This is a genomic window from Pseudomonas synxantha BG33R, assembly GCF_000263715.2.
Lineage (GTDB): Bacteria > Pseudomonadota > Gammaproteobacteria > Pseudomonadales > Pseudomonadaceae > Aquipseudomonas > Aquipseudomonas synxantha_A.
The window spans coordinates 992138-1015950 of the sequence record NZ_CM001514.1; the positions used below are offsets into that span (position 1 = coordinate 992138).

Below are 23813 nucleotides of genomic sequence, written 5' to 3' on the forward strand. Positions count from 1 at the left end.
GCTGCCTAAACGAAAACGGCGGTCACCGAGGTTACCGCCGTTCCGGTTACTCAGGTAGGGACATCTGCATCAAAGGGTGCCCTTGATTACTGAGGGAGATCATCGGGGATCGACACTTCCAGGTGAGTTGGAGCGTAATCGTCAATCGTGTAAAGGGCGCCGGACACATCATTGTTCTCGCCAATAGTGAAGGTTCTGACGGTGGTTGCCTCTAAATCCGGAATCACTTTTGGAACGTGATCGCTGACATCGCTTACAAACCACGTGGTGACGACTTTGACTCGGGCTTCATTGCGTGTCGGGTCGTATTCAATAAAGTAAGAAGCATTGCTTGCTGTGACGCCGTAACCGTCTTTCATGCTTTGGAGCAACTCCCAATGGGCGGGAAATACTGATCCTTGATGGGCGACCTCGGAGATACGGGATCGCAGTTCTGCATCGGGAATTGCCTTTTCGAATTGTTTGAGACGGTTCAGTCTCGTAGCCTCTGGCGTTTTTCCAACGGCATCCAGGGGCAATTCGATATCGCCGCCTTTTGAGCTTTTGATGACCGTGTAGTTGTTACGATTCAGGTCGGTAAGAAAGTGCTCTGAATAATTGGTCTCGCTCAGAGGCGAAGGAGCCGCTCGCTCCGAGGGCAACATTTCGAACTTCTCCCTGGGGGCCTCCCAGCCAATATTCAGCTTTCTTTTAACAACGCCGTTTTCTTCATAGCCGCGGGTCGATACGGCGTAAGGTTTGGTCTCATCCACTTTCATGAATTGGTCGAATCTGTCGGCTCGCGCCACGGCCTGTTGATCGACGTCGGCGAACAGGTCCGAAAAATGGGGGGTCAGATTTTCACTGGGTGTTGGCGATGGTGAACGCTGCCACGGCCACCTCACCCCCCCATTGGCTGCATTGCGAACCCAGTTTCCGTCACCGGCTGAATGCACGGTCAATACAATCTTTCCGGAGCGATCAATAATCTGCACGTAGTCATTGCTAGGTTTGAAGTTGCTTTTTATTTCATATACGCCAGGGACGCCTGTCCCATCGGTGTAGCGGATAAACCAGTGATCTTCGCCGGTGGCGGTGTTCTTGAGCTGATAGATGCCCTTCTGGTTGTGCGCGGCCTTTTCAATCAACTGCTCGCCGTCAGGGATGGCATGTTCGCTGATCATCCCCGCGTGGCTGGGCCGCAACGGGTTCACCTGGGGCGCCGAGTGATTTGCAACCGGGTTGGTATCACTCTCGCTCAACGCTTTTGGCGTGCGCACGAGTTCAAGATCGCTAGTGTCCTGACTGAATCGCCAGTTGTAGGGTTTTGCGCTGGGAGCGCCAGGTGTCAAAACCGCCTCCCCAAGTCCGGCTTCCAATCCAATGGGGGCAATCTCGTGCGCCAGTTGCAGGCTGGAAATTACCGCCGCGGCGTTACCTGCGACACGATCATCGGCCGTCTTGCCGTAGAGGCCATCGTGTACGCCGAAGACAATGTTGCCCACATTGCCTACGATCGGTAAGTAACCAAACGTGTTACCCCAAAACTCTTTGGCTGCTTTCCAACTTTGTTGGGAGGCGCCAAAGACCTCGGTTTGATCGGTCCAGCGTGCATTCTTGGCATTTATCGCCTGGTAGTGGGGGGCAATACCGTTTTTAAGGTCGCCAAATTTCAAGTAGTAATCGCTGTCTCGCGATTGTGTGTAATTGAATGTCTCCCGGACCGGTACGGCCTGATCTGTGAACGGACCTTTTCTTCCTGGAAACGTAGAATGGTTATCCTGAATCAATGCATCGAGTACATACCCGGCCCCTACCCAGTGAGCATCATGACCGCCTTGCCTGTCACGAGCGTTGAAGCGGCTAACTAATTGAGCCTGATTGTTTTTAGCCCAACTGGCAAAGTCGTCATCACCGTGTATTTCACGGGCGGAGCCATTCTTTAAGTCAATCATTAGTCCCTTATTCGGGCGGTGGTCATAATCACCGTGATAGTTGATATAAGGAATAAATGCATAACCCTCTAAGGGATAACCATATATGTTGGGGATTACCGCGTTTCCGTCTTCTTCAAGTGTGCGGACAATGGCGGCTCGCGCAGCGGGGGTTAGGTGTTTGTTACTGGAATTGTCGTCATGCAGACTTTGTAGTATTCCTCGCAACACATAGGCATCCGCTTTGCCCGATCGCTTCGCCAGTTGCCCCGAGGCGTCGCGCATGGGCGCCGCTATTTCATTTTCCCAATGGCCTTGGAGCTGGCTGCCCAAGGAATCCAGTTCGTGAAGCTTGTTTTTATCTTGCGGGTTGATGTGCATGTCCTGGAAGTTCAACGGGCCGCCCCTTGACACCTGATCGTGCGCAAGAGCGCCGGCTGCAATCTCCCATGCAAAATAGGTGCGTACCTCTTTGTTGGTTTCCTCCTTGGGCTTGCCCATTCCTACATAGGAGTGGAAGGTCACCGAGATTTTTTCATGGGGATCGTAGCCGGCTGCTAGCAACCCGCCGCTGAAGTAACCTGCGGGTTCTAGAAACGGGCGAGTTTGCTGGAAGCTGATATTGCGTTCTGCGTCGCTGCCATTTTCGATGTGTTGAATGTGCGCGACGACTCGACCGGTATAGGCATCGATACGATGCATTCGCTCTTGCTGTGTATAACCCGCGGTTGGCGGAATAACGTTGACTGACCCATAGATGATGCTTTTGGAGGTATCGAGTTCATGGGCGGGTGTAGGCATGGGAAACGGGGGGTGGTCGAGCAATTTTTTTGGATGTTTTGAAGAGGTTTGTTCTGCCTGCTGCCGGGTTTGCGTTGCGGGTAAATCATCAAGCGCTCGACGCTGGCGATCATGTGTGGGAGGGAAAGAGGGAACGACGAGTGTGGGAGCGAGAGACGGCGTTATATTCATTATCGACTCACATTAATTATTGGGTAAATAACTGCCGTTCATCGAGAAACAAAGAAATCGATATGTGTAATATTCTGTTGTCAGTACGTCCGTGTGTGGCAATTAACCTGTTCGATGTTCTGATTCAAGATGATGTGCATGGCAACCCTGGGTGGAAAGTTGAGTGCCGTAAGTTCCAGGCCTGCATTCGCAATGTTTGACGAGTGGTGTCGTGAGGGCGAGGTTTAGATAGATTGGAGTAAGGCTGTAGTATCAAGTTACTTGGTGTGTGGTAGCGGTCTGAGTGTTCCGTGGGCGGCAACACCACTGCGTAACCGGTGAAGGTTACGCAGTGGTGTTCTCGCGAAGACTTACGGTAAAACTTCGATCACTCCATCGGCGCTCATGCTCACTTGGCTGGTGCCCGCTTCAACGTCTGGCGTCGGTGCAGAATCTGCCATGGCCGCCTTCATCATCATCCCGCCGCGAGCAAAAGGCATCGGGTAACCATTGGTGTTGAAGTTCAGGTTGACGATCTTGTAACCCTTGCCGCCCAGTGCATCGGTAGCCAGTTGCGCACGGGCCTTGAACGCAGTAACCGCGTCCTTGAGCAACGCATCTTCGCTGGCCTTGCGCGTGGCATCGGCGATGGCGAAGTCCATGTTTTCCATTTTCAGCGTGTTCAACAGCTCGCCGGTGAGCTTGGACAGCGCCGGGAAGTCCGCGCTTTCCAGGCGCAGTTCGGCGCGCTCACGCCAGCCGGTGATCTTCTGGTTCTTGTTGTCGTAGATCGGGTAGCTGTTACGACTGCCCTGGCGCAGGGTCACGCCTTTGACTTCGCGGGCCTGGCCTAAGGCCGTGTTCATGGTGGTGGTGATTTCAGCGGCAAGCTTGGCCGGGTCGGCGTTTTGCGACTCGGTATAGAGGGTGACGATCATCTTGTCGCGGGCCACTTCCTGGCTGACTTCGGCGCGCAGGGAGATCTGGTTGTAGTTCAGTGCATCGGCGGCCATGGCCGGCAGGCTGGCAATGGCGCTGGCGCTGAGAGTGATGATGGCTGCACTGCGAATGAAACGAGACATGGAAGCTCCTTGAAGTAGTCGTGCTCGGTAAGACTGTAGACGCTGGCACCGGGTTCTTCGGGTTTACACATTACCTACAAGTTATGCGGGCGCCGACGAACGGTCATTTAGCCGGCCTGCGTCAAAGAGCCACACGCGCCGTGCCAGCCGGTCTGCTTCGTTTATACTCGTGCCGATCCGCCTGCAGCGCTCATCGGGAGAGCTCATGCTCGCCGCCGTAAAACTGACTTCCGCCACTCGCCAGAACCTCTGGCGCCTGACGTTCATTCGCACCCTGGTATTGGCCGCACAGGCCGGTTCCGTCGGGCTTGCCTATTGGTTCGACCTGCTGCCGCTGCCCTGGCTGCAACTGGCTGTGACCCTGGGTTTTTCCACGGTGTTGTGTGCGTTCACCGCCATACGGCTGCGCACCACCTGGCCGGTCACCGAGTTGGAATATGCCCTGCAACTGGCTTGCGACCTGTTTATCCACAGCGTGTTGCTGTATTTCTCCGGTGGGTCCACCAACCCATTCGTTTCGTATTACCTGGTGCCACTGACCATCGCTGCGGTGACGTTGCCATGGCGCTACTCGGTGGTGCTGTCGGGGATCGCGCTGACGCTGTACACCCTGTTGCTGGCTCAGTTCTACCCGTTGCAGACCTTCCCCATCGCCCGGGAAAACCTGCAGATCTACGGGATGTGGTTGAGTTTTGCCCTGTCTGCTGCAGTGATCACCTTCTTCGCCGCGCGCATGGCCGAAGAATTGCGCCGCCAGGAAGAGCTGCGCGCCATTCGCCGCGAAGAAGGGCTGCGCGACCAGCAATTGCTGGCCGTCGCCACCCAGGCCGCCGGTGCCGCCCATGAATTGGGTACGCCGTTGGCGACCATGAGCGTGCTGCTCAAGGAAATGACCCAGGACCATCACGACCCGGCGCTGCAGGACGACTTGAGTGTGCTGCAAGAGCAGGTCAAGCAATGCAAGCTGACGCTGCAGCAACTGGTGCGTGCTGCCGAAGCCAACCGCCGCCTGGCAGTTGAGATGCAGGACGTGACCCAATGGCTCGATGAAGCCCTGAACCGTTGGCACCTGATGCGTCCCGAAGCCAGTTACCGCTTTAACCTGCTGGGCCAAGGCAATGTACCGCGCCTGGCGCCACCGCCGGACCTGACCCAGGCGCTGCTCAACTTGCTGAACAACGCCGCTGACGCCTGCCCTGAAGGGCTCGGCGTACAGTTGGACTGGGACGCCGAAAACATCACCATCAGCATTCGTGACCACGGCGCGGGCGTGCCGCTGGCCATTGCCGAGCAGATCGGCAAACCTTTCTTTACCACCAAGGGCAAAGGCTTCGGCCTGGGCCTGTTTTTGAGCAAGGCCAGCGTGACCCGCGCGGGCGGCTCAGTGAAGCTCTATAGTCATGAGGAAGGTGGCACGCTCACCGAGCTGCGCCTGCCCCGTGTCGCACGAGGAGATATCGATGAGTGACGAGATCCAAGTCGAAGGCGAAGAACTGCCGCACCTGTTGCTGGTAGATGACGATGCTACCTTTACCCGCGTGATGGCGCGCGCCATGAGCCGTCGCGGTTTTCGCGTCAGCACCGCAGGGTCTGCCGAAGAAGGCCTGACCATCGCCCAGGCCGACCTGCCCGACTACGCCGCCCTCGACCTGAAAATGGACGGCGACTCCGGCCTGGTGCTGCTGCCCAAGCTGCTGGAGCTCGACCCGGAAATGCGCGTGGTGATCCTCACCGGTTACTCCAGCATCGCCACCGCTGTCGAGGCGATCAAGCGCGGCGCCTGCAACTACCTTTGCAAGCCGGCGGACGCTGACGACGTGCTGGCCGCTCTGCTTTCCGAGCACGCCGACCTTGACACCCTGGTACCGGAAAACCCGATGTCGGTGGACCGCCTGCAATGGGAGCATATCCAGCGCGTGCTGACCGAGCACGAAGGCAATATCTCCGCCACTGCCCGTGCTTTGAGCATGCACCGCCGTACCTTGCAGCGCAAGTTGCAGAAGCGCCCGGTACGACGCTGAACGGCGACTGAACAACCTGCTTCAGGCTGCACGGATGCACGAACCGATCACCTATGATCGGTTCAAACGCCTGTGATGTTTTCCTACCGAGCCTGAACAATGAATCAGAACGCTGAATATTGCGCGGTCAACGATGCGGTGCGTGGGCAATTCTTCCGCCGAACCTGGGCCATGATCACGCCTTATTGGCGCAGCGAAGAGAAGGGCAGGGCCTGGCTGTTGCTGGCTGCAGTGATTGGCCTGTCGCTGTTCAGCGTGGCGATTTCCGTGTGGATCAATCACTGGTACAAGGATTTCTACAACGCCCTGGAGAAGAAGGACACCGCCGCCTTCTGGCAACTGATAGGTTATTTCGGCGGCATTGCGGCGGTGGCGATTCTCGGCGCGGTCTACCGTCTCTATCTGACCCAGATGCTGACGATCCGCTGGCGCGCCTGGCTCACCGAACAACACTTCACCCGGTGGCTGGCCCACAAGAATTACTACCAGCTGGAACAGGGTGGTTATACCGACAACCCAGATCAGCGGATTTCCGAAGACCTCAACAACTTCACCTCCGGCACCTTGAGCCTCGGCCTTGGGTTACTGCGTAATGTGGTCAGCCTGGTGTCGTTCTCGATCATCCTGTGGGGCGTATCGGGCAGCATCGAAGTGTTTGGCATCACCATCCCCGGCTATATGTTCTGGTGCGCGTTGCTGTACGCCGCCGTGGGCAGTTGGCTGACGCACCTGATCGGCCGCCGCTTGATCGGCCTGAGCAACCAGCAGCAACGCTTCGAGGCAGACTTGCGTTTTTCCATGGTGCGGGTGCGTGAGAATGCAGAGAGCATTGCCCTGTACAACGGCGAGCCGAATGAAAGGCAGCGCCTGAGTACGCGCTTCGGCAAGGTCTGGCACAACTTCTGGGACATCATGAAAGTGTCCAAGCGCCTGACCTTTTTCACCGCCGGCTACAGCCAGATTGCGATCATCTTCCCGTTTATCGTGGCCGCGCCGCGCTACTTCAGCGGCAAGATCGAGCTGGGCGAGCTGATGCAAATCAACTCGGCATTTGGCAACGTGCAGGAAAACTTCAGCTGGTTTATCAACGCCTACTCGGAACTGGCGACATGGCGCGCCACCAGTGATCGTCTGCTGAGTTTCCAGCAAGCCATGAGCGACAACGAGCAGCGAGCCCCGGCCATCGATGTACGCCCTGACGGCGAGCGCCTGGAGATCACGGATCTGGGCATGGACCTGGCCGACGGCCGTCACCTGCTCACCGACGCCGACATGACCGTGGAGCCTGGTCAGCGCGTGATGCTCAGCGGGCGTTCCGGTAGCGGCAAGAGCACCTTGCTGCGGGCGATGGGCCATCTTTGGCCCGCAGGTCATGGCAGCATTCGGTTGCCGGCGACGCGCTACCTGTTCCTGCCGCAGAAGCCTTACCTGCCGATTGGTACGCTCAAGGCGGTGCTGAGTTATCCACAAGACGACAGCGTCTATCCGGCAGAACGTTATGCACAGGTCCTGCAAACCTGCCGCCTGCCGCACCTGGTCAATCGCCTGGATGAAGCCAACCACTGGCAACGCATGCTTTCGCCGGGTGAGCAACAGCGCCTGGCCTTTGCCCGTGCGTTGTTGTTCGCACCGCAGTGGCTGTATATGGATGAAGCGACCTCGGCGATGGATGAAGAAGATGAGGCAACCTTGTACCAGGCATTGATCGATGAATTGCCGGGATTGAGCATCGTCAGCGTCGGCCACCGCAGCAGCCTCAAGCGTTTCCATGGGCGGCATGTGCGCATCGAGGGTGGGCGGTTGCAGGAGCAACAGCTTACTTAAGCTCACGCTCGGTAAGTGTGGGGGGGGCTTGCTCCCGAGGGCGGCCTGTCAGTAACAGATGCATTGGCTGATCCACCGCTATCGGGAGCAAGCCCCCTCCCACATTGATCTGCATTGTTCTTGAAGTGGCGCCCAAAAAAAGCCCGGCTGATCATCGATCAGCCGGGCTTTTTGTTGCTTGAGGACGACTTACTTCTTCAAGCCGTAATGCTCATCCAGCATCCCTGGGGCGTTCGGCGTCTTTGGCGCGTAGTCCCGTGGTGGCTCCTGGTTTTCCCGTGGCGGGGTCAGGCGTTCCCGTGGGGTTTGCGGTGCATCGGAATGCAGCGCAGCCAGCAGGCGCTGGCGGGTGATGTCGTCGAGGGCCAGGCGATTAGCGCCTTCGGCGAGGTGATCCTGTACTTCCTGGTAGCTCTGGGTGAGCTTCTTGACCAGGGTCGCGGTGCTGTTGAAGTGGGTAACAACCTCGTTCTGATAACTGTCAAAACGTTCCTGAATGTCATCCAGCTGACGCTGCGTGCGGTTAGGCGCGGCATTCGGCAGCAGGCGGGCAACCAGGAATCCAATGGCGACACCGGCAACCAGGGCAAGAGTCGGCAACAACCAAACTAAGAGCGAGTGTTCCACGAGTCCTTCCTCTATAAACGGCTTTGCTTTACGTTAACGGCTCAAACCTGCGCTGTATACCGCGATTAAGCTCGCAATGATGCCATGCACAGACTTTTAGCTAGACGAGTCGACCCCTTGAGAGGTCACGGAGTTCATCCTTGCTCATGCGTGAAACCCCCGTTTTGATCGATGGCCCGGTGGGCCAATTGGAAGCCTTGTACCTGGATCACCCCGAACCACGTGGCCTGGCGCTGATCTGCCACCCTAACCCGGTGCAGGGTGGGACCATGCTCAATAAAGTGGTGTCGACCCTGCAACGCACTGCGCGCGATGCCGGTTTGATTACTTTGCGTTTCAATTATCGTGGCGTCGGTGCCAGCGCCGGTACACACGATATGGCCAGTGGTGAGGTCGACGATGCCGAAGCGGCCGTCACCTGGCTGCGGGCAAAACATCCCGAACTGCCGATCACCTTGTTGGGTTTTTCCTTCGGTGGCTATGTCGCGGCCAGTCTCGGCGGCCGTCTGGAGGCCAAGGGTGAAAAGCTTGCGCACCTGTTTATGGTGGCTGCCGCCGTGATGCGCCTTGGCGATGCAGATGTGTTGCCCCAAGGCTGCCCGTTGACCCTGATCCAACCGGAAAGCGATGAAGTGGTCGACCCGCAACTGGTCTACGACTGGTCCGCCGCCCTGAAACGCCCCCATGAGTTGCTGAAAGTGGCAGAATGCGGACACTTTTTTCATGGCAAGCTGACCGATCTCAAGGATCTGGTGCTGCCACGCCTTTCGAATTGATGACAAGCGATCACCCATGACGACCCGTACCCGAATCCTCACCGGCATTACCACCACCGGCACGCCGCACCTGGGCAACTACGCCGGTGCGATCCGCCCGGCGATCCTCGCCAGCGAAGACGCGAATGCCGACTCCTTCTACTTCCTGGCCGACTACCACGCGCTGATCAAGTGCGACGACCCGCAGCGCATCCAGCGCTCGCGCATGGAAATCGCCGCGACCTGGCTGGCCGGTGGCCTGGATGTGAACCGTGTGACCTTCTATCGCCAGTCGGACATCCCGGAGATTCCCGAGCTGACCTGGCTGCTGACCTGCGTTGCCGCCAAGGGCCTGCTCAACCGCGCCCATGCGTACAAGGCGTCGGTGGACAAGAACGTGGAAAACGGCGAAGACCCGGATGCGGGCATCAGCATGGGCCTGTACAGCTACCCGGTGCTGATGGCCGCTGACATCCTGATGTTCAACGCGCACAAGGTGCCAGTCGGTCGCGACCAGATCCAGCACGTGGAAATGGCTCGCGACATCGGCCAGCGTTTCAACCACTTGTTCGGCAACGGTAAAGAGTTCTTCACCATGCCCGAGGCGCTGATCGAAGAAAGCGTCGCCACCTTGCCGGGCCTGGATGGCCGCAAGATGTCCAAGAGCTACGACAACACCATCCCGTTGTTCACCAGCGCCAAGGACATGAAAGACGCGATCTCGCGGATCGTGACCGACTCGCGTGCGCCGGGCGAAGCCAAGGACCCGGACAATTCGCACCTGTTCACCCTGTACCAGGCGTTCGCGACCAAGGCGCAGGAAGAAGAATTCCGTGGTGAGCTGCTGCAAGGCCTGGGCTGGGGCGAGGCGAAGAATCGTCTGTTCCAGCTGCTCGACGGCCAACTTGGTGAAGCGCGCGAGCGTTACCACCAACTGATGTCGCGCCCCTCCGATATGGAAGACCTGCTGCTGGTCGGAGCCAAGAAAGCCCGTGCCGTGGCCGCGCCATTCCTCGCCGAACTGCGTGAAGCAGTGGGCCTGCGTTCGTTCATCAACCAGGCTGCGGCGCCGGCTGCCACCAAGAAAAAAGCGGCGAAGGCTGCGCGTTTTGTGAGTTTTCGTGAAGACGATGGCAGCTTCCGCTTTCGCCTGCTGGCCGCTGATGGTGAGCAACTGCTGCTATCGCGCAACTTTACCGATGGCAAAGCGGCTGGCGCTGTGACCAAACAATTGCAAAGTGGTGATGCGCTGGACGTGCGTGCGCAGGCTCTGAGCTTCAGCGTATGGCTGGACGGCGCCGCCGTGGCTGACAGTGCCGAGTACGCCGATCAAGCATCGCGTGACGCGGCCATCGAAGCCTTGCGCGCTGCGTTGACTCCAATCGAGGATTAACCCGACCAAGGGTTGATTGCCATTCTCCAGGGCCGTCGTTACAGTGTCGGCCCGTTTTTGTTGCCTTGCTAACGAAATTATGACGCCCCTAGAACGATATCAAGCTGATCTGAAACGCCCTGAATTCTTCCATGACGCGGCCCAGGAAAATGCTGTGCGTCATTTGCAGCGCCTGTACGACGATCTGGTCGCGGCCTCGCAAAGCAAGCCGGGGATGTTCAGCAAGCTGTTTGGCAAGAAAGACCATACGCCGGTCAAGGGCCTGTACTTTTGGGGGGGCGTCGGCCGGGGCAAGACTTATCTGGTAGACACCTTCTTTGAAGCGCTGCCATTCAAGGAAAAGGTCCGTACTCACTTCCACCGCTTCATGAAGCGCGTGCACGAAGAGATGAAAACCCTGCCGGGCGAGAAAAACCCGCTGACCATCATCGCCAAGCGCTTCTCCCAAGAAGCGCGGGTGATCTGCTTTGATGAGTTCTTCGTCTCCGACATCACCGACGCCATGATCCTCGGCACGCTGATGGAAGAGCTGTTCAAGAACGGTGTGACCCTGGTTGCCACGTCGAACATCGTGCCCGACGGTTTGTACAAGGACGGCCTGCAGCGTGCGCGCTTCCTGCCGGCCATTGCGCTGATCAAGCAGAATACCGATATCGTCAACGTCGACAGCGGCGTCGATTACCGCCTGCGCCACCTGGAGCAAGCCGAGCTGTTCCACTTCCCGCTGAACCAGGCGGCGCACGACAGCCTGAAAAAAAGCTTCCGCGCGCTGACGCCGGAATGCACCCAGGCGGTGGAAAACGACAAGCTGATGATCGAGAACCGCGAAATCATCGCCTTGCGTACCTGCGATGACGTGGCCTGGTTCGAGTTCCGCCAACTGTGCGACGGCCCGCGCAGCCAGAACGACTACATTGAGCTGGGCAAGATCTTCCACGCGGTGATCTTGAGCGGCGTCGAGCAGATGGGCGTGACCACCGACGATATTGCGCGGCGGTTTATCAACATGGTCGACGAGTTCTACGACCGCAACGTCAAGTTGATCATCTCGGCGGAAGTCGAGCTCAAGGACCTGTACACCGGCGGTCGCTTGAACTTCGAATTCCAGCGCACCTTGAGCCGCCTGCTTGAAATGCAGTCCCACGAGTTCCTGTCGCGCGGACACAAGCCTTAATCAATCTCCAGCTCAATGGAGATCCAATGTGGGAGCCGGGCTTGCCCGCGATGGCGGTGTATCAGTCAACTATAGGCTGGCTGATACACCGCCATCGCAGGCAAGCCAGCTCCCACAGTGGTTTGTGTTGGTCTGAGGTCAGGCAGCCTGTTGGAATTGCTGTCTGTACTGATTCGGCGACAACTCCGTGTGCTGCCTGAACAACCGCGCAAAGAAACTCGCATCGTCGTAACCCACCTCATAACTGATGGTCTTGATGCTCTTGCGGCTGCCTGAGAGCAGGCCCTTTGCCGTCTCGATGCGCAACCGTTGCAGGTAATGCAGCGGCTTGTCACCGGTGGCGGTCTGGAAGCGCCGCATGAAGTTGCGGATGCTCATGCCGTGTTCCCGGGCCACGTCTTCGAAGCGGAACTTGTCGGCAAAGTGTTCTTCGAGCCAGTGCTGGATCTGCAGGATGATCACGTCCTGGTGCAGCTTCTGGCCGCCAAAACCGATACGCCCCGGCGAATAGCTGCGCTGCACCTCATAGAGGATGTCACGGGCCACGGCCTGGGCGATGTTGGCGCCGCAGAAGCGTTCGATCAGGTAGATGTAGAGGTCACAGGCCGAGGTGGTGCCGCCGGCGCAATACAAGTTATCGGCATCGGTCAGGTGCTTGTCCTGGTTGAGCTGCACCTTGGGGAAGCGCTCGCTGAAAGCATTGAAGAACCGCCAGTAGGTGGTCGCCTCCTTGCCATCGAGCAGCCCGGCTTCGGCCAGCCAGAACACCCCGGTGGCTTCACCGCACAGCACGGCGCCGCGGGCGTGTTGTTCGCGCAGCCACGGCAACACTTGCGGGTAGCGGGTGCACAGGGCGTCGAAGTCGTCCCAGAAGGCCGGCAGCACGATGATATCGGCATCTTCCAGGCCGCCGTCCACCGGCATGATCACATCGCTGAAGCTGCGCACTGACTGCCCGTCGGGGCTGACCAGACGCGTATCGAACCCTGGGGTCAAGCCCAGGCCCTGCTGTTTACCGTAACGCAGGCTGGCCAGATGGAAGAAGTCCTTGGCTTGCATGAGGGTGGAAGCGAATACCCGATCAATGGCCAAAATGCTGACGCGCCGCAAGGGCGTGGAGATTTGGTTAGACATAATTTCATTTATTCTTATAGGGGAAAGTGGTCACCAGACGGCTGGATCGTCTTATTTTTTGTCGCATGTGTCCAGTGTCCCGTGACGCCATCGGGGCATAGGCTCTGTGGGCTCGTCCTTGTCCGACAATCCACGCAGGTGACTCATGATCCCCAGAACCTTGTTCAGCTCGGAGCACGAACTCTTCCGCGAGAGCGTGCGCACCTTCCTCGAAAAACACGCCGCGCCCTTTCATGGGCAATGGGAAAAGCAGGGCTATATCGATCGTAGCCTGTGGAACCAGGCGGGGGAGGCGGGCATGTTGTGTTCCCACCTGCCGGAGGAATATGGCGGCCTGGGCGCAGATTTCCTCTACAGCGCGGTAGTGATCGAAGAAGTCAGCCGCCTGGGGTTGACCGGCATCGGTTTTTCCCTGCATTCGGATATCGTCGCGCCCTACATCCTGCATTACGGCAGTGAAGCGCTTAAGCACAAATACCTGCCCAAGTTGATCAGCGGGGAGATGGTCACGGCAATTGCCATGACCGAGCCGGGCGCCGGTTCCGATCTGCAAGGGGTCAAGACCACGGCAGTGCTGGACGGCGATGAGTACGTCATCAACGGCTCCAAGACCTTTATCACCAACGGTTACCTGGCCGATCTGGTGATCGTAGTCGCCAAGACCGATCCCAAGGCCGGCGCCAAGGGCACCAGCCTGTTTCTGGTGGAGGCTGGCACGCCCGGTTTCGACAAGGGCAAGCGCCTGGAGAAAGTCGGCATGAAGGCCCAGGACACCTCGGAGTTGTTTTTCCAGGACGTGCGGGTGCCCAAGGAAAACTTGCTGGGCCAGGCCGGTATGGGCTTCGCATACCTGATGCAGGAGCTGCCTCAAGAGCGTTTGACCGTGGCGATAGGTGCGCTGTCTTCAGCCGAAGCGGCATTGCAATGGACCCTGGACTACACCCGCGAGCGCAAGGCGTTCGGCAAGGCGATTGCCGACTTCCAGAACACCCGATTCAAGCTGGCCGAGATGGCTACCGAGATTCAGATCGGCCGTGTGTTTGTGGATAAATGCATGGCACTGCACCTGGAAGGCAAGCTGGATGTGCCGACAGCGGCGATGGCCAAGTACTGGGCCACGGACCTGCAATGCAAGGTGCTCGATGAGTGCGTGCAGTTGCACGGCGGCTACGGCTTCATGTGGGAGTACCCGATTGCCCGGGCGTGGGCGGATGCGCGGGTGCAGCGTATTTATGCGGGGACCAATGAGATCATGAAGGAGATTATTGCGCGGGCGCTTTGATTGTCTGGTGCTCTTGATGGCCTCATCGCAGGCAAGCCAGCTCCCACATTTGACGGTATTCACAGATCAAAATGTAGGAGCTGGCTTGCCTGCGATGGCGGCCTGAAGGTCAATCAAGGCGCCGGATTCGGATGATCCTTTTGAATCGCCTCAATTCCTTCCAGCACCTCTTTCGACAGTTTCAGATCAGCACTGGCAATATTGCTGTCCAACTGCTCAAGGCTGGTGGCACCAATAATATTGCTGGTCACAAACGGCTGCTGCGTCACAAACGCCAGCGCCATCTGCGCCGGGTCCAGGCCGTGTTCGCGTGCCAGTGCCACATACCGGCTGCACGCCGCCTCCGACTGCGGGTTGAAGTAGCGGCTGAAGCGGCTGTACTCGGTCAGGCGCGCCTTGGCCGGCCGTGCGCCGCCTTCGTACTTGCCGCTGAGCATGCCGAACGCCAGCGGTGAGTAGGCCAGCAAACCGCACTGCTCACGGATGGCGATTTCCGCCAGGCCCACTTCAAAGCTGCGGTTGAGCAGGTTGTAGGGGTTCTGGATCGACACCGCGCGCGGCCAGCCACGGGCTTCGGCCAGGGCGAGGAACTTCATGGTGCCCCATGGGGTTTCGTTGGACAGGCCGATGTGGCGGATCTTGCCGGCCTTGACCTGTTCATCCAGGGCTTCGAGGGTTTCTTCCAGGGGGGTGAGGTCGTCTTCGTCCTTGTGCCTGTAGCTCAGTTGGCCGAAGAAATTGGTGCTGCGTTCCGGCCAGTGCAGTTGGTAGAGGTCGATCCAGTCGGTCTGCAGGCGCTTGAGGCTGGCGTCGAGCGCCTGGGTGATGTGCTTGCGGTTGTGACGCAGGTAGCCATCGCGGATGTAGTCAATCGTGTTGCCGGGGCCGGCGATCTTGCTGGCGAGTATCCAGTCGGCGCGGTCGCCACGGCTTTTGAAATAGTTGCCGATGTAGCGTTCGGTGGTGGCATAGGTGTCGGCCTTGGGCGGTACCGGGTACATTTCTGCGGTATCGAGGAAGTTGATCCCCGCGCCCTTGGCCCGTTCGATCTGCGCGAAAGCCTCTGCCTCGCTGTTCTGCTCGCCCCAGGTCATGGTGCCCAACGCAATGGCGCTGACGTTCAGATCGGTGCGGCCCAGCTGTCGGTAATCCATCGGGTACTCCTTCAGGGGAAAACAATCATAAAAGCAGGTTGAATTTTTTTTCGCAATCTGCATAATTGCCCACCTCTTTCTGCAGTGGAAGTGATGCGCCGCCTGCCGAAGAATCTTGCCGTTGAACGGACGCGCCGACCCGAGCCCCCGATAGCGTCTGTATCCGGCTGCCTTTGACTTGTCAAAGTACGCACTATTCAGTAAGATCCGCCGTCTAATTTACAGGGCGGCCCCTGAGGCTATTAAAGAATGACAACTTTTACTGCAAAACCGGAAACAGTTCAGCGCGACTGGTTTGTCGTCGACGCCGCTGGTCAGACCCTGGGTCGTCTGGCCACTGAAGTCGCCAGCCGTCTGCGTGGCAAGCACAAGCCTGAATACACCCCGCACGTTGATACCGGTGACTACATCGTGATCATCAACGCTGAGCAGGTACGTGTTACCGGCAACAAAGCGCAAGACAAAATGTACTACCGTCACTCCGGTTTCCCAGGCGGTATCAAGTCTTCCAACTTTGAAGGCCTGATCTCCAAGAAGCCTGAAGCCCCGATCGAAATCGCGGTCAAAGGCATGCTGCCGAAGGGCCCACTGGGTCGCGATATGTTTCGCAAGCTGAAAGTCTATGCGGGCGCTGTACACCCTCATGCTGCTCAGCAGCCCCAAGAACTGAAGTTTTAACGGAATAGTTCATTATGTCGGCGACTCAAAATTACGGCACTGGCCGTCGCAAAACCGCAACCGCACGCGTTTTCCTGCGTCCGGGCACTGGTAACATCTCGATCAACAACCGCTCCCTGGACAACTTCTTCGGTCGCGAAACTGCCCGCATGGTAGTTCGTCAACCGCTGGAATTGACCGAGACCGTTGAAAAGTTCGACATCTACGTCACCGTTATCGGTGGCGGTGTAAGTGGTCAAGCTGGCGCAATCCGCCACGGTATCACTCGCGCTCTGATGCAGTACGACGAAACCCTGCGTGGCGCTCTGCGCAAAGCTGGCTTCGTTACTCGCGATGCTCGTGAAGTTGAACGTAAGAAAGTCGGTCTGCGTAAAGCGCGTAAGCGTCCGCAGTACTCGAAGCGTTAATTCGCTTTACGTTCCAGAAAACGCCCAGCCTCCTCACGGAGCTGGGCGTTTTTTATTGCCTGCGATTTATGCACATTTTTCGCCGTGACAACTTGCCACATCCGTAGACCCCCTATACTACAAGGCCTGAGGGCGGAGGCCCGGGCAATTCCCTTGTCATACGTGGGGCTTTTCATTACCATCCGTCAAAATTTTTATAAGTAAAGATTCAACACTTAGTAGACGCCTGATTTAACAGGCCAAAAAGCTGATGGGAGAGGACTGAATGAGCAATGACGGCGTGAATGCAGGCCGGCGTCGCTTCTTGGTAGCAGCCACATCCGTGGTGGGTGCTGCAGGAGCGGTGGGGGCTGCGGTCCCGTTCGTGGGGTCATGGTTTCCCAGTGCCAAGGCGAAAGCCGCAGGTGCACCGGTGAAGGTGAATGTCAGCAAGATCGAGCCAGGTCAGCAGATGATTGCTGAATGGCGCGGCCAGCCGGTTTTCATTGTTCGCCGTACTGAGGAAATCCTGGGGAATCTGAAAAAGATCGAAGGCCAGTTGTCTGACCCGACATCCGAAAATTCCGATCAGCCCGCCTACGCCAAGAACGAAATGCGTTCGATCAAGCCAGAGATCCTGTTGCTGGTTGGTCTGTGTACACACTTGGGTTGCTCGCCTACCTTCCGCCCGGAAGTGGCCCCTGTCGATCTGGGCAAGGATTGGGTCGGTGGTTATTTCTGCCCCTGCCACGGCTCGCACTACGACCTCGCTGGCCGTGTCTACAAATCCCAGCCTGCTCCATTGAACCTGCCCGTGCCTCCGCATACCTACGAAACTGACGACCTCATAGTCATTGGCCTCGACAAGGAGAACGCGTGATGAGCAAGTTCATGGATTGGGTGGATGCGCGCTTCCCCGCCACCAAAATGTGGGAAGACCATCTCAGCAAATATTACGCGCCAAAAAACTTCAACTTCTTCTACTTCTTTGGCTCCCTGGCCTTGTTGGTGCTGGTCAACCAGATCGTCACCGGCGTGTGGTTGACGATGAGCTACACCCCGTCGGCGGAAGAGGCCTTTGCTTCCGTCGAATACATCATGCGCGACGTCGAGTACGGCTCGATCCTGCGCCTGCTGCACTCCACAGGCGCATCAGCGTTCTTCATCGTCGTCTACCTGCACATGTTCCGCGGTCTGCTCTACGGTTCATACCAGAAGCCCCGCGAGCTGGTGTGGGTGTTTGGCATGTTGATCTACCTGGCGCTGATGGCCGAAGCCTTCATGGGCTACCTGCTGCCATGGGGCCAGATGTCGTACTGGGGCGCCCAGGTGATCATCTCGCTGTTCGGTGCAATCCCGGTGATCGGCAACGACCTGACCCAGTGGATACGTGGCGACTACCTGATCTCCGGCATCACCCTGAACCGCTTCTTCGCCTTGCACGTGGTGGCCCTGCCGATCGTGATCCTGGGCCTTGTGGTACTGCACATCCTGGCACTGCACGAAGTGGGTTCCAATAACCCTGATGGTGTGGACATCAAGAAGCACAAGGATGAGAACGGCATCCCGCTCGACGGCATTCCATTCCACCCTTACTACACCGTGAAAGACATTGTCGGCGTAGTGGTGTTCCTGTTTGTGTTCTGCTCGATCGTGTTCTTTTTCCCGGAGATGGGTGGTTATTTCCTGGAGAAACCTAACTTCGAACAGGCCAACGCCTTCAAGACGCCCGAGCATATTGCCCCGGTCTGGTACTTCACGCCGTTCTACGCGATCTTGCGTGCGATCCCCGACAAACTCATGGGCGTGATCGCCATGGGCGCAGCCATCGCGGTGCTGTTCGTGCTGCCGTGGCTCGATCGGAGCCCGGTCAAGTCGATGCGCTACAAAGGCTGGCTGAGCAAGATCTGGCTGTGGGTGTTCTGCATTTCGTTCGTGATCCTGGGTGTGCTAGGCGTGCTGGCGCCGACCCCCGAGCGTACGTTGCTGTCGCAGGTCTGCACCTTCCTGTACTTCGCCTACTTCATTCTGATGCCGTTCTATACCCGGCTCGAGAAGACCAAACCGGTTCCGGAAAGGGTGACTGGCTGATGAAAAAATTATTCGTTGCATTCGTGCTTGCGGCTCTGCCGCTACTGTCCTTCGCCGCCGAGCATGGCGCGCAGCTGGAAAAAGTCGATATCGATGTGTCTGACAAGGCCGCCATGCAGGATGGGCTGCGTACCTTCACCAACTACTGCATGGGCTGCCACAGCGCCAAGTTCCAGCGTTACGAGCGTGTGGCCGATGACCTGGGCATTCCCCATGAGGTGATGCTCAGTCACGCGGTGTTCACTGGCGCCAAGATTGGCGACCATATGAACATCGGCATGCAACCGGCTGACGCCAAGACCTGGTTCGGCGCCGCACCGCCCGACTTGACCCTGGTGGCTCGTGTACGCGGTACCGATTGGCTCTACGGCTACCTCAAGTCCTTCTATGAAGACCCGGCGCGCCCCTATGGCGTGAACAACAAAGTCTTCCCGAATGTCGGCATGCCGAACGTTCTGGTCGGCCTGCAGGGTCGTCAAGTGGTAGGATGCAAGCAGGTTCAGGTCGTTGAAGACGGCAAGAAGCAATATGATCCGTTGACCGGCACGCCGCTGACTCATGAAGCGTGCGATCAACTGACCATCGTGCCCAAGACCGGTACGCTGAACGAAGAGCAGTTCGACGAGAAGGTCAAGAATCTGGTGACCTTCCTGGCCTACTCGGCCAACCCGGTCAAACTGCAGCACCAGCGCATCGGTACGTACGTCTTGCTGTACCTGGCTTTCTTCTTCGTATTCGCTTATCTGCTCAAGCGCGAATACTGGAAGGATGTGCATTGATCCAACCGTAAGCAATTGCTGTTAATCTTGCGCGCCCAGCGGCATCTCTGAACACGTAACGCCTGGTTTGACCGGACGTTACAGAGATGCTCTCTGGGCGCGCTCGTTTTTGAGCTTTCGATAATTTCAACAAGCGAGGAGGACCGCCATGGGCGTGACCAATCGGTTGGCCTGTTACTCCGACCCCGCCGACCACTATTCCCACCGAGTACGCATCGTGCTCGCAGAGAAGGGTGTCAGCGCCGAGATCATCAGTGTGGAGGCGGGCCGTCATCCGCCGAAACTGATCGAAGTGAACCCTTACGGCAGCTTGCCCACCCTGGTCGATCGTGACCTGGCGTTGTGGGAGTCAACCGTGGTGATGGAATACTTGGATGAGCGTTACCCGCATCCGCCTTTGCTGCCGGTGTACCCGGTGGCGCGTGCCAACAGCCGCCTGCTGATCCATCGGATCCAGCGTGACTGGTGCGGGCTGGTGGATGTGATTCTGGATTCGCGTTCTAAGGAAGCCGCTCGGGTGCAGGCGCGCAAGGAATTACGCGAAAGCCTGACCGGTGTTTCGCCGCTGTTCGCCGATAAACCTTTTTTCCTCAGTGAGGAACAAAGCCTGGTGGATTGCTGCCTATTACCCATACTCTGGCGCTTGCCGATCCTGGGCATTGAACTGCCACGGCCGGCCAAGCCGCTGCTTGATTACATGGAGCGCCAATTTGCGCGTGAGGCTTTCCAGGCGAGTCTGTCTGGTGTCGAACGCGATATGCGCTAAGGCTTAAGGAGCCGTTGATGAACTCCAGTCGACCTTATTTGGTCCGCGCGCTCTATGAGTGGATTGTGGACAACGATTGCACACCGCACATGCTGGTCAATTCCGAGTTTCCCAAGGTGGATGTGCCACAGGGTTTCGCCAGCGACGGACAAATCGTGCTGAACGTATCGCCCAGTGCCGTGCGCCATCTGCACATGGACAACGAAGCGGTGAGCTTTGAAGGGCGTTTCGGTGGCGTACCGCATACGCTGTTCGTGCCGATTGGTGCCATCCTCGGGATCTACGCCCGGGAGAACGGCCAAGGCATGGTGTTCGATCTGGAGTCGCCTTTCGAGGACGACGAAACGATTGACGGTGAAGGCGGTGATGATCTACCGCCACCGGACAGCGAGCCGCCGCGTCCTAGCGGTCGGCCGAGCTTGAAAGTGGTGAAGTAGGCGGATTTTGCCTTCAGCCCCCCGTGAAAAATGCCTCGATGTTTGTCGGGGCATTTTTTTGCGTGAAGGATATGGATGAAAGTCGCGCCACAACGGTGATCGTACAACCACCATGGGCTATGATGCGGTCTTCAGTTCGCCGAGAAAGATGGTTCATCATGGAAAACGCCAGCGCCGCTCCACGTCTGCCCCGCAAGCGCCGCAGCCTTGCCCAGGAATTGGTCACGGTGTTGTCCGAGCAGATCCGCGATGGCCAGCTCAAACGCGGCGATAAATTGCCTACCGAGTCGGCGATCATGGAAGCCCACGGCGTCAGCCGCACCGTGGTGCGCGAGGCCATCTCGCGCTTGCAGGCGGCGGGGCAGGTCGAGACCCGCCATGGTATCGGCACCTTTGTGCTGGACACGCCCAGCCCCAGCGGTTTCCGCATTGACCCGGCCACCGTGGTGACCTTGCGTGATGTGCTGGCGATTCTGGAGCTGCGTATCAGTCTGGAAGTAGAGTCGGCGGGCCTTGCCGCCTTGCGTCGCAGTGATGCGCAACTGGCCGCCATGCGTGCGGCTCTTGATGCGCTGAATGAAAGTGCGGCCCACGCTGGCGATGCGGTGGCGTCAGACTTTGCCTTTCACCTGGAAATTGCACTGTCTACCGGTAACCGCTACTTCACCGATATCATGACCCACCTGGGTACCAGCATCATTCCGCGGACCCGCTTGAATTCGGCGCGCCTGGCCCATGATGACCAGCAGCATTACATGGGCCGCCTGAGCCGCGAACACGAAGAAATCTATGAGGCAATTGCCCGCCAGGATTCGGATGCGGCGCGGGCGGCCATGCGTCTGCATTTGACCAACAGCCGTGAGCGGCTGCGCCATGCCCATGAAGAGGCAGAAGCACAGCGCGTCTGAGGTTTGCCATATCCCGTGTGGGAGCTGGCTTGCCTGCGAATGCAGTGGTTCAGTAACAAACTCAATGACTGACACACAGCTATCGCAGGCAAGCCAGCTCCCACATTTGACCTCCATTATCTGGATACCGGGCCTGTTTAGCTGGCGGGTTGATTGGGCTTGTAGTCTTTGAGCAACAGATACGTACTCCACCCCCACCAATCATTGGTCCAGTGTTTGTCGTTCAGGTCATTGACGTCCTTGCGCCGCAGCACCTTGTCCCCCTCCATCTTGAACAACGGCGAGAAGTTGTTCGCCGGGTTTTGCGCGGCGTTCAGGTCGGGCACATACAGCGGTGCCTTGAAGCTGGCCGGGGAGGGCGCGACGCCGCTGATGAAGGTTTCGAAGATTTCGTCTGCCGAAGCCTGCACCGCACGTTTTACCTGCACGCGATTATCGGCGTCGATGCTGTCGAAGTAGCGCTTGTCGCCGTAGGCATGCCACTGATCACCCATGGCATTACGCACCTTGAGCCCGAACTTGCTGTCTTCGTCGTGCATGAAGCGGCTGATCAGCGAACCCAATTCACCTGGTGTCACAACGGCTGCCAACTGTTTGCGTGGCACTCGCAGGTGCCCGGCGGAAAACAGGTCGGTCAAGAAGTGATCAGCGAAGCTGTTCATCGCATAGGCCAGTTCCAGGGCCTGGTCGGTACCTGTCTGGTGGGCCACAACCGCTTGTTGCAGCGCCGTCGTGTGACCGGCCAGGTACGCGGACAAGGCCCACTCACCGAAGTGATCGGCATTGTCCGCTGCCAGCTTGAGGTAGCGTCCCAAGGGAATCAGGGCCGAAACAGCGCTGCCGCCACCCGTGATGCGGTTCCACTCCTCCGACAACGTATCACCCAGTGCGTCGTAGGCTTCATGGGGTTGTTTGCCATCCTTGATCGCCTGCTTGACCGCGTTGATTTCCTTTTGCATCACCGCCAGGATCTTCTGCGCCTCTTCCCGTGAGGCGGGTAATACGGCGAGAGAGTTGAAGGCTGCAGTGAAACGTTGCACGCGCTCGGCCGCAGAGGCGCCATCGCTGATGGCTTGGCCGGGGATGCCATAGAAATCGCCACCTAAAGCGATCACTTGGCCGTAGGTCAGCGCGAGCCCGTTGGGCAGATGCAATTGCACCTGGTGTGCAGGAATCGCCGCAGCGTCCTTGGCGAAGCGCAGCAGGGTTTCATCGCCGATGGCGGTGTGTTCACCCCCTTCAAAACGCAGGGTTGGCGGGAGTTTCTCGGGTACTGCGAGTTCAAGACCTGACATGTTAGCTCCTTGCTATGTCGTGGAAATCTTCCTTTTTAACTGTATGTATATACAGCTTAAGTTACTATAGGTGAGAAATTTCCTACGTCAAGAATTGCAATCCACACGTCAGGTGCGAGCGGAGGCTCAACGAATTGCAGTTGACGAATCTTTTTATAGTTGTACGATGACGTACGACATCATCAAAACCAACAACAACGCTTTCCTCAGAAAGTCTTCGCCCAGGGTGTTCGAATAATGAATCCACAAGAACTGAAGTCCATCCTCTCCCACGGTCTGCTGTCTTTCCCGGTGACCGATTTCAACGCCCAGGGTGACTTCCACCAGGCGGGCTACATCAAGCGCCTCGAATGGCTAGCCCCTTACGGCGCCACCGCGTTGTTCGCAGCCGGTGGGACGGGTGAGTTTTTTTCCCTCGCTGCCAGCGAATATTCCCAAGTGGTAAAAACCGCCGTGGACACTTGCGCGTCCAGCGTGCCGATTCTTGCCGGTGTGGGCGGTTCGACCCGCCAGGCCATCGAGTACGCCCAGGAGGCGGAGCGCCTCGGTGCCAAAGGCTTGCTGCTGCTGCCGCACTACCTTACCGAAGCCAGCCAGGACGGGGTTGCTGCCCATGTTGAAGCGGTGTGCAAGTCGGTCAAGATCGGCGTGGTGGTGTACAACCGCAACGTCTGCCGCCTGACCGCGCCGCTGTTGGAACGCCTGGCCGAACGTTGCCCGAACCTGATCGGCTACAAGGATGGCCTGGGTGATATCGAGCTGATGGTGTCGATCCGTCGCCGCCTGGGTGACCGATTCAGCTACCTCGGCGGCCTGCCGACTGCAGAGGTTTACGCCGCGGCCTACAAAGCCCTTGGAGTGCCGGTGTACTCCTCGGCGGTGTTCAACTTCATCCCGAAAACCGCCATGGACTTCTACCACGCCATTGCCCGCGAAGATCACGTCACCGTCGACAAGATCATCGATGACTTCTTCCTGCCTTACCTGGACATCCGTAATCGCAAAGCCGGGTACGCAGTGAGCATCGTCAAGGCCGGCGCGAAAATTGTCGGGTATGACGCCGGCCCAGTGCGTACGCCGCTGACCGATCTGTTGCCGGAAGAATACGAAGCCCTGGCCGCGCTGATCGACAAGCAAGGCGCGCAATAAATTATCCACAAGGC

The 23813-nt window shown here is 58.0% G+C and carries 22 protein-coding genes; 16 read left to right on the top strand and 6 right to left on the bottom strand.

The window, feature by feature from the left end; genetic code table 11:
* Window positions 1-86 precede the first annotated feature (86 nt).
* Both PSEBG33_RS22615 and PSEBG33_RS22610 read right to left on the bottom strand, forming a co-directional pair.
* Window positions 87-2885, bottom strand: a complete 2799-nt coding sequence (locus PSEBG33_RS22615) for a hypothetical protein (RefSeq protein WP_005784752.1) — start codon at window positions 2883-2885, stop codon at window positions 87-89.
* A 350-nt stretch (window positions 2886-3235) separates the two neighbouring features.
* Window positions 3236-3946 carry an SIMPL domain-containing protein gene (locus PSEBG33_RS22610; RefSeq protein WP_005784754.1) on the bottom strand — a complete coding sequence of 237 codons (711 nt, stop codon included), beginning with the start codon at window positions 3944-3946 and terminating at the stop codon, window positions 3236-3238.
* Between the two features lie 205 nt (window positions 3947-4151).
* Here PSEBG33_RS22610 and PSEBG33_RS22605 point away from each other — a divergent pair, with 205 nt between their 5' ends.
* The 3 genes from PSEBG33_RS22605 (at window position 4152) to PSEBG33_RS22595 (ending at window position 7791) form a co-directional block, all read left to right on the top strand.
* On the top strand, window positions 4152-5414 hold the full coding sequence (locus PSEBG33_RS22605) for an ATP-binding protein (protein ID WP_005784756.1): 1263 nt from the start codon (window positions 4152-4154) through the stop codon (window positions 5412-5414).
* Entirely contained in the window at window positions 5407-5967 is a 561-nt protein-coding gene (locus tag PSEBG33_RS22600; protein ID WP_005784759.1) for a response regulator transcription factor, read from the top strand. The genes PSEBG33_RS22605 and PSEBG33_RS22600 overlap by 8 nt, the downstream gene beginning before the upstream one ends.
* Before the next feature lie 99 nt (window positions 5968-6066).
* Entirely contained in the window at window positions 6067-7791 is a 1725-nt protein-coding gene (locus PSEBG33_RS22595) for an ABC transporter ATP-binding protein/permease (protein WP_005784761.1), read from the top strand.
* Between the two features lie 189 nt (window positions 7792-7980).
* On the opposite strand, the gene PSEBG33_RS22590 is transcribed toward PSEBG33_RS22595, so the two are convergent.
* The gene (locus PSEBG33_RS22590) at window positions 7981-8418 is read right to left on the bottom strand and encodes a YhcB family protein (protein ID WP_005784763.1); all 438 of its coding nucleotides are present in this window, start codon (window positions 8416-8418) and stop codon (window positions 7981-7983) included.
* A gap of 146 nt (window positions 8419-8564) precedes the next feature.
* Here PSEBG33_RS22590 and PSEBG33_RS22585 point away from each other — a divergent pair, with 146 nt between their 5' ends.
* From PSEBG33_RS22585 to zapE, 3 genes are all read left to right on the top strand, one after another.
* Window positions 8565-9194, top strand: a complete 630-nt coding sequence (locus tag PSEBG33_RS22585) for an alpha/beta hydrolase (protein WP_005784765.1) — start codon at window positions 8565-8567, stop codon at window positions 9192-9194.
* A gap of 16 nt (window positions 9195-9210) precedes the next feature.
* Window positions 9211-10566, top strand: a complete 1356-nt coding sequence (locus tag PSEBG33_RS22580) for a tryptophan--tRNA ligase (protein WP_005784766.1) — start codon at window positions 9211-9213, stop codon at window positions 10564-10566.
* 79 nt (window positions 10567-10645) lie between these two features.
* Window positions 10646-11740 (top strand): cell division protein ZapE, encoded by a 1095-nt coding sequence (gene zapE, locus PSEBG33_RS22575; protein ID WP_005784768.1) that lies wholly within the window; start codon window positions 10646-10648, stop codon window positions 11738-11740.
* 138 nt (window positions 11741-11878) lie between these two features.
* On the opposite strand, the gene PSEBG33_RS22570 is transcribed toward zapE, so the two are convergent.
* Entirely contained in the window at window positions 11879-12775 is an 897-nt protein-coding gene (locus PSEBG33_RS22570) for a GlxA family transcriptional regulator (RefSeq protein WP_177327423.1), read from the bottom strand.
* A 244-nt stretch (window positions 12776-13019) separates the two neighbouring features.
* On the opposite strand from PSEBG33_RS22570, the gene PSEBG33_RS22565 reads away from it, so the two are divergent.
* On the top strand, window positions 13020-14156 hold the full coding sequence (locus tag PSEBG33_RS22565) for an acyl-CoA dehydrogenase family protein (protein ID WP_005784771.1): 1137 nt from the start codon (window positions 13020-13022) through the stop codon (window positions 14154-14156).
* Between the two features lie 113 nt (window positions 14157-14269).
* On the opposite strand, the gene PSEBG33_RS22560 is transcribed toward PSEBG33_RS22565, so the two are convergent.
* Window positions 14270-15310, bottom strand: coding sequence for an NADP(H)-dependent aldo-keto reductase (locus PSEBG33_RS22560; RefSeq protein ID WP_005784773.1), 1041 nt, complete (start codon window positions 15308-15310; stop codon window positions 14270-14272).
* A gap of 249 nt (window positions 15311-15559) precedes the next feature.
* On the opposite strand from PSEBG33_RS22560, the gene rplM reads away from it, so the two are divergent.
* From rplM to PSEBG33_RS22520, 8 genes are all read left to right on the top strand, one after another.
* Complete coding sequence (gene rplM / locus PSEBG33_RS22555) at window positions 15560-15988, top strand: 50S ribosomal protein L13 (RefSeq protein ID WP_003171742.1); 429 nt, start codon at window positions 15560-15562, stop codon at window positions 15986-15988.
* A gap of 14 nt (window positions 15989-16002) precedes the next feature.
* Window positions 16003-16395 carry a 30S ribosomal protein S9 gene (rpsI, locus tag PSEBG33_RS22550; RefSeq protein WP_002555064.1) on the top strand — a complete coding sequence of 131 codons (393 nt, stop codon included), beginning with the start codon at window positions 16003-16005 and terminating at the stop codon, window positions 16393-16395.
* 265 nt (window positions 16396-16660) lie between these two features.
* Window positions 16661-17254 carry a ubiquinol-cytochrome c reductase iron-sulfur subunit gene (gene petA / locus PSEBG33_RS22545; RefSeq protein ID WP_005784775.1) on the top strand — a complete coding sequence of 198 codons (594 nt, stop codon included), beginning with the start codon at window positions 16661-16663 and terminating at the stop codon, window positions 17252-17254.
* Complete coding sequence (locus tag PSEBG33_RS22540) at window positions 17254-18465, top strand: cytochrome b (RefSeq protein ID WP_003188526.1); 1212 nt, start codon at window positions 17254-17256, stop codon at window positions 18463-18465. The genes petA and PSEBG33_RS22540 overlap by 1 nt, the downstream gene beginning before the upstream one ends.
* Complete coding sequence (locus PSEBG33_RS22535) at window positions 18465-19244, top strand: cytochrome c1 (RefSeq protein ID WP_005784777.1); 780 nt, start codon at window positions 18465-18467, stop codon at window positions 19242-19244. The genes PSEBG33_RS22540 and PSEBG33_RS22535 overlap by 1 nt, the downstream gene beginning before the upstream one ends.
* Before the next feature lie 148 nt (window positions 19245-19392).
* Window positions 19393-20010, top strand: a complete 618-nt coding sequence (locus PSEBG33_RS22530) for a glutathione S-transferase N-terminal domain-containing protein (RefSeq protein ID WP_005784778.1) — start codon at window positions 19393-19395, stop codon at window positions 20008-20010.
* Between the two features lie 17 nt (window positions 20011-20027).
* Window positions 20028-20447 (top strand): ClpXP protease specificity-enhancing factor, encoded by a 420-nt coding sequence (locus PSEBG33_RS22525; RefSeq protein WP_005784780.1) that lies wholly within the window; start codon window positions 20028-20030, stop codon window positions 20445-20447.
* 158 nt (window positions 20448-20605) lie between these two features.
* Window positions 20606-21355 carry a FadR/GntR family transcriptional regulator gene (locus PSEBG33_RS22520; protein ID WP_005784782.1) on the top strand — a complete coding sequence of 250 codons (750 nt, stop codon included), beginning with the start codon at window positions 20606-20608 and terminating at the stop codon, window positions 21353-21355.
* Between the two features lie 137 nt (window positions 21356-21492).
* On the opposite strand, the gene PSEBG33_RS22515 is transcribed toward PSEBG33_RS22520, so the two are convergent.
* Entirely contained in the window at window positions 21493-22650 is a 1158-nt protein-coding gene (locus PSEBG33_RS22515) for a hypothetical protein (RefSeq protein ID WP_005784784.1), read from the bottom strand.
* 237 nt (window positions 22651-22887) lie between these two features.
* Between PSEBG33_RS22515 and kdgD the strand changes: the two genes are divergently transcribed.
* The gene (gene kdgD, locus PSEBG33_RS22510) at window positions 22888-23799 is read left to right on the top strand and encodes a 5-dehydro-4-deoxyglucarate dehydratase (protein ID WP_005784786.1); all 912 of its coding nucleotides are present in this window, start codon (window positions 22888-22890) and stop codon (window positions 23797-23799) included.
* The last annotated feature ends 14 nt before the right edge of the window (window positions 23800-23813 follow it).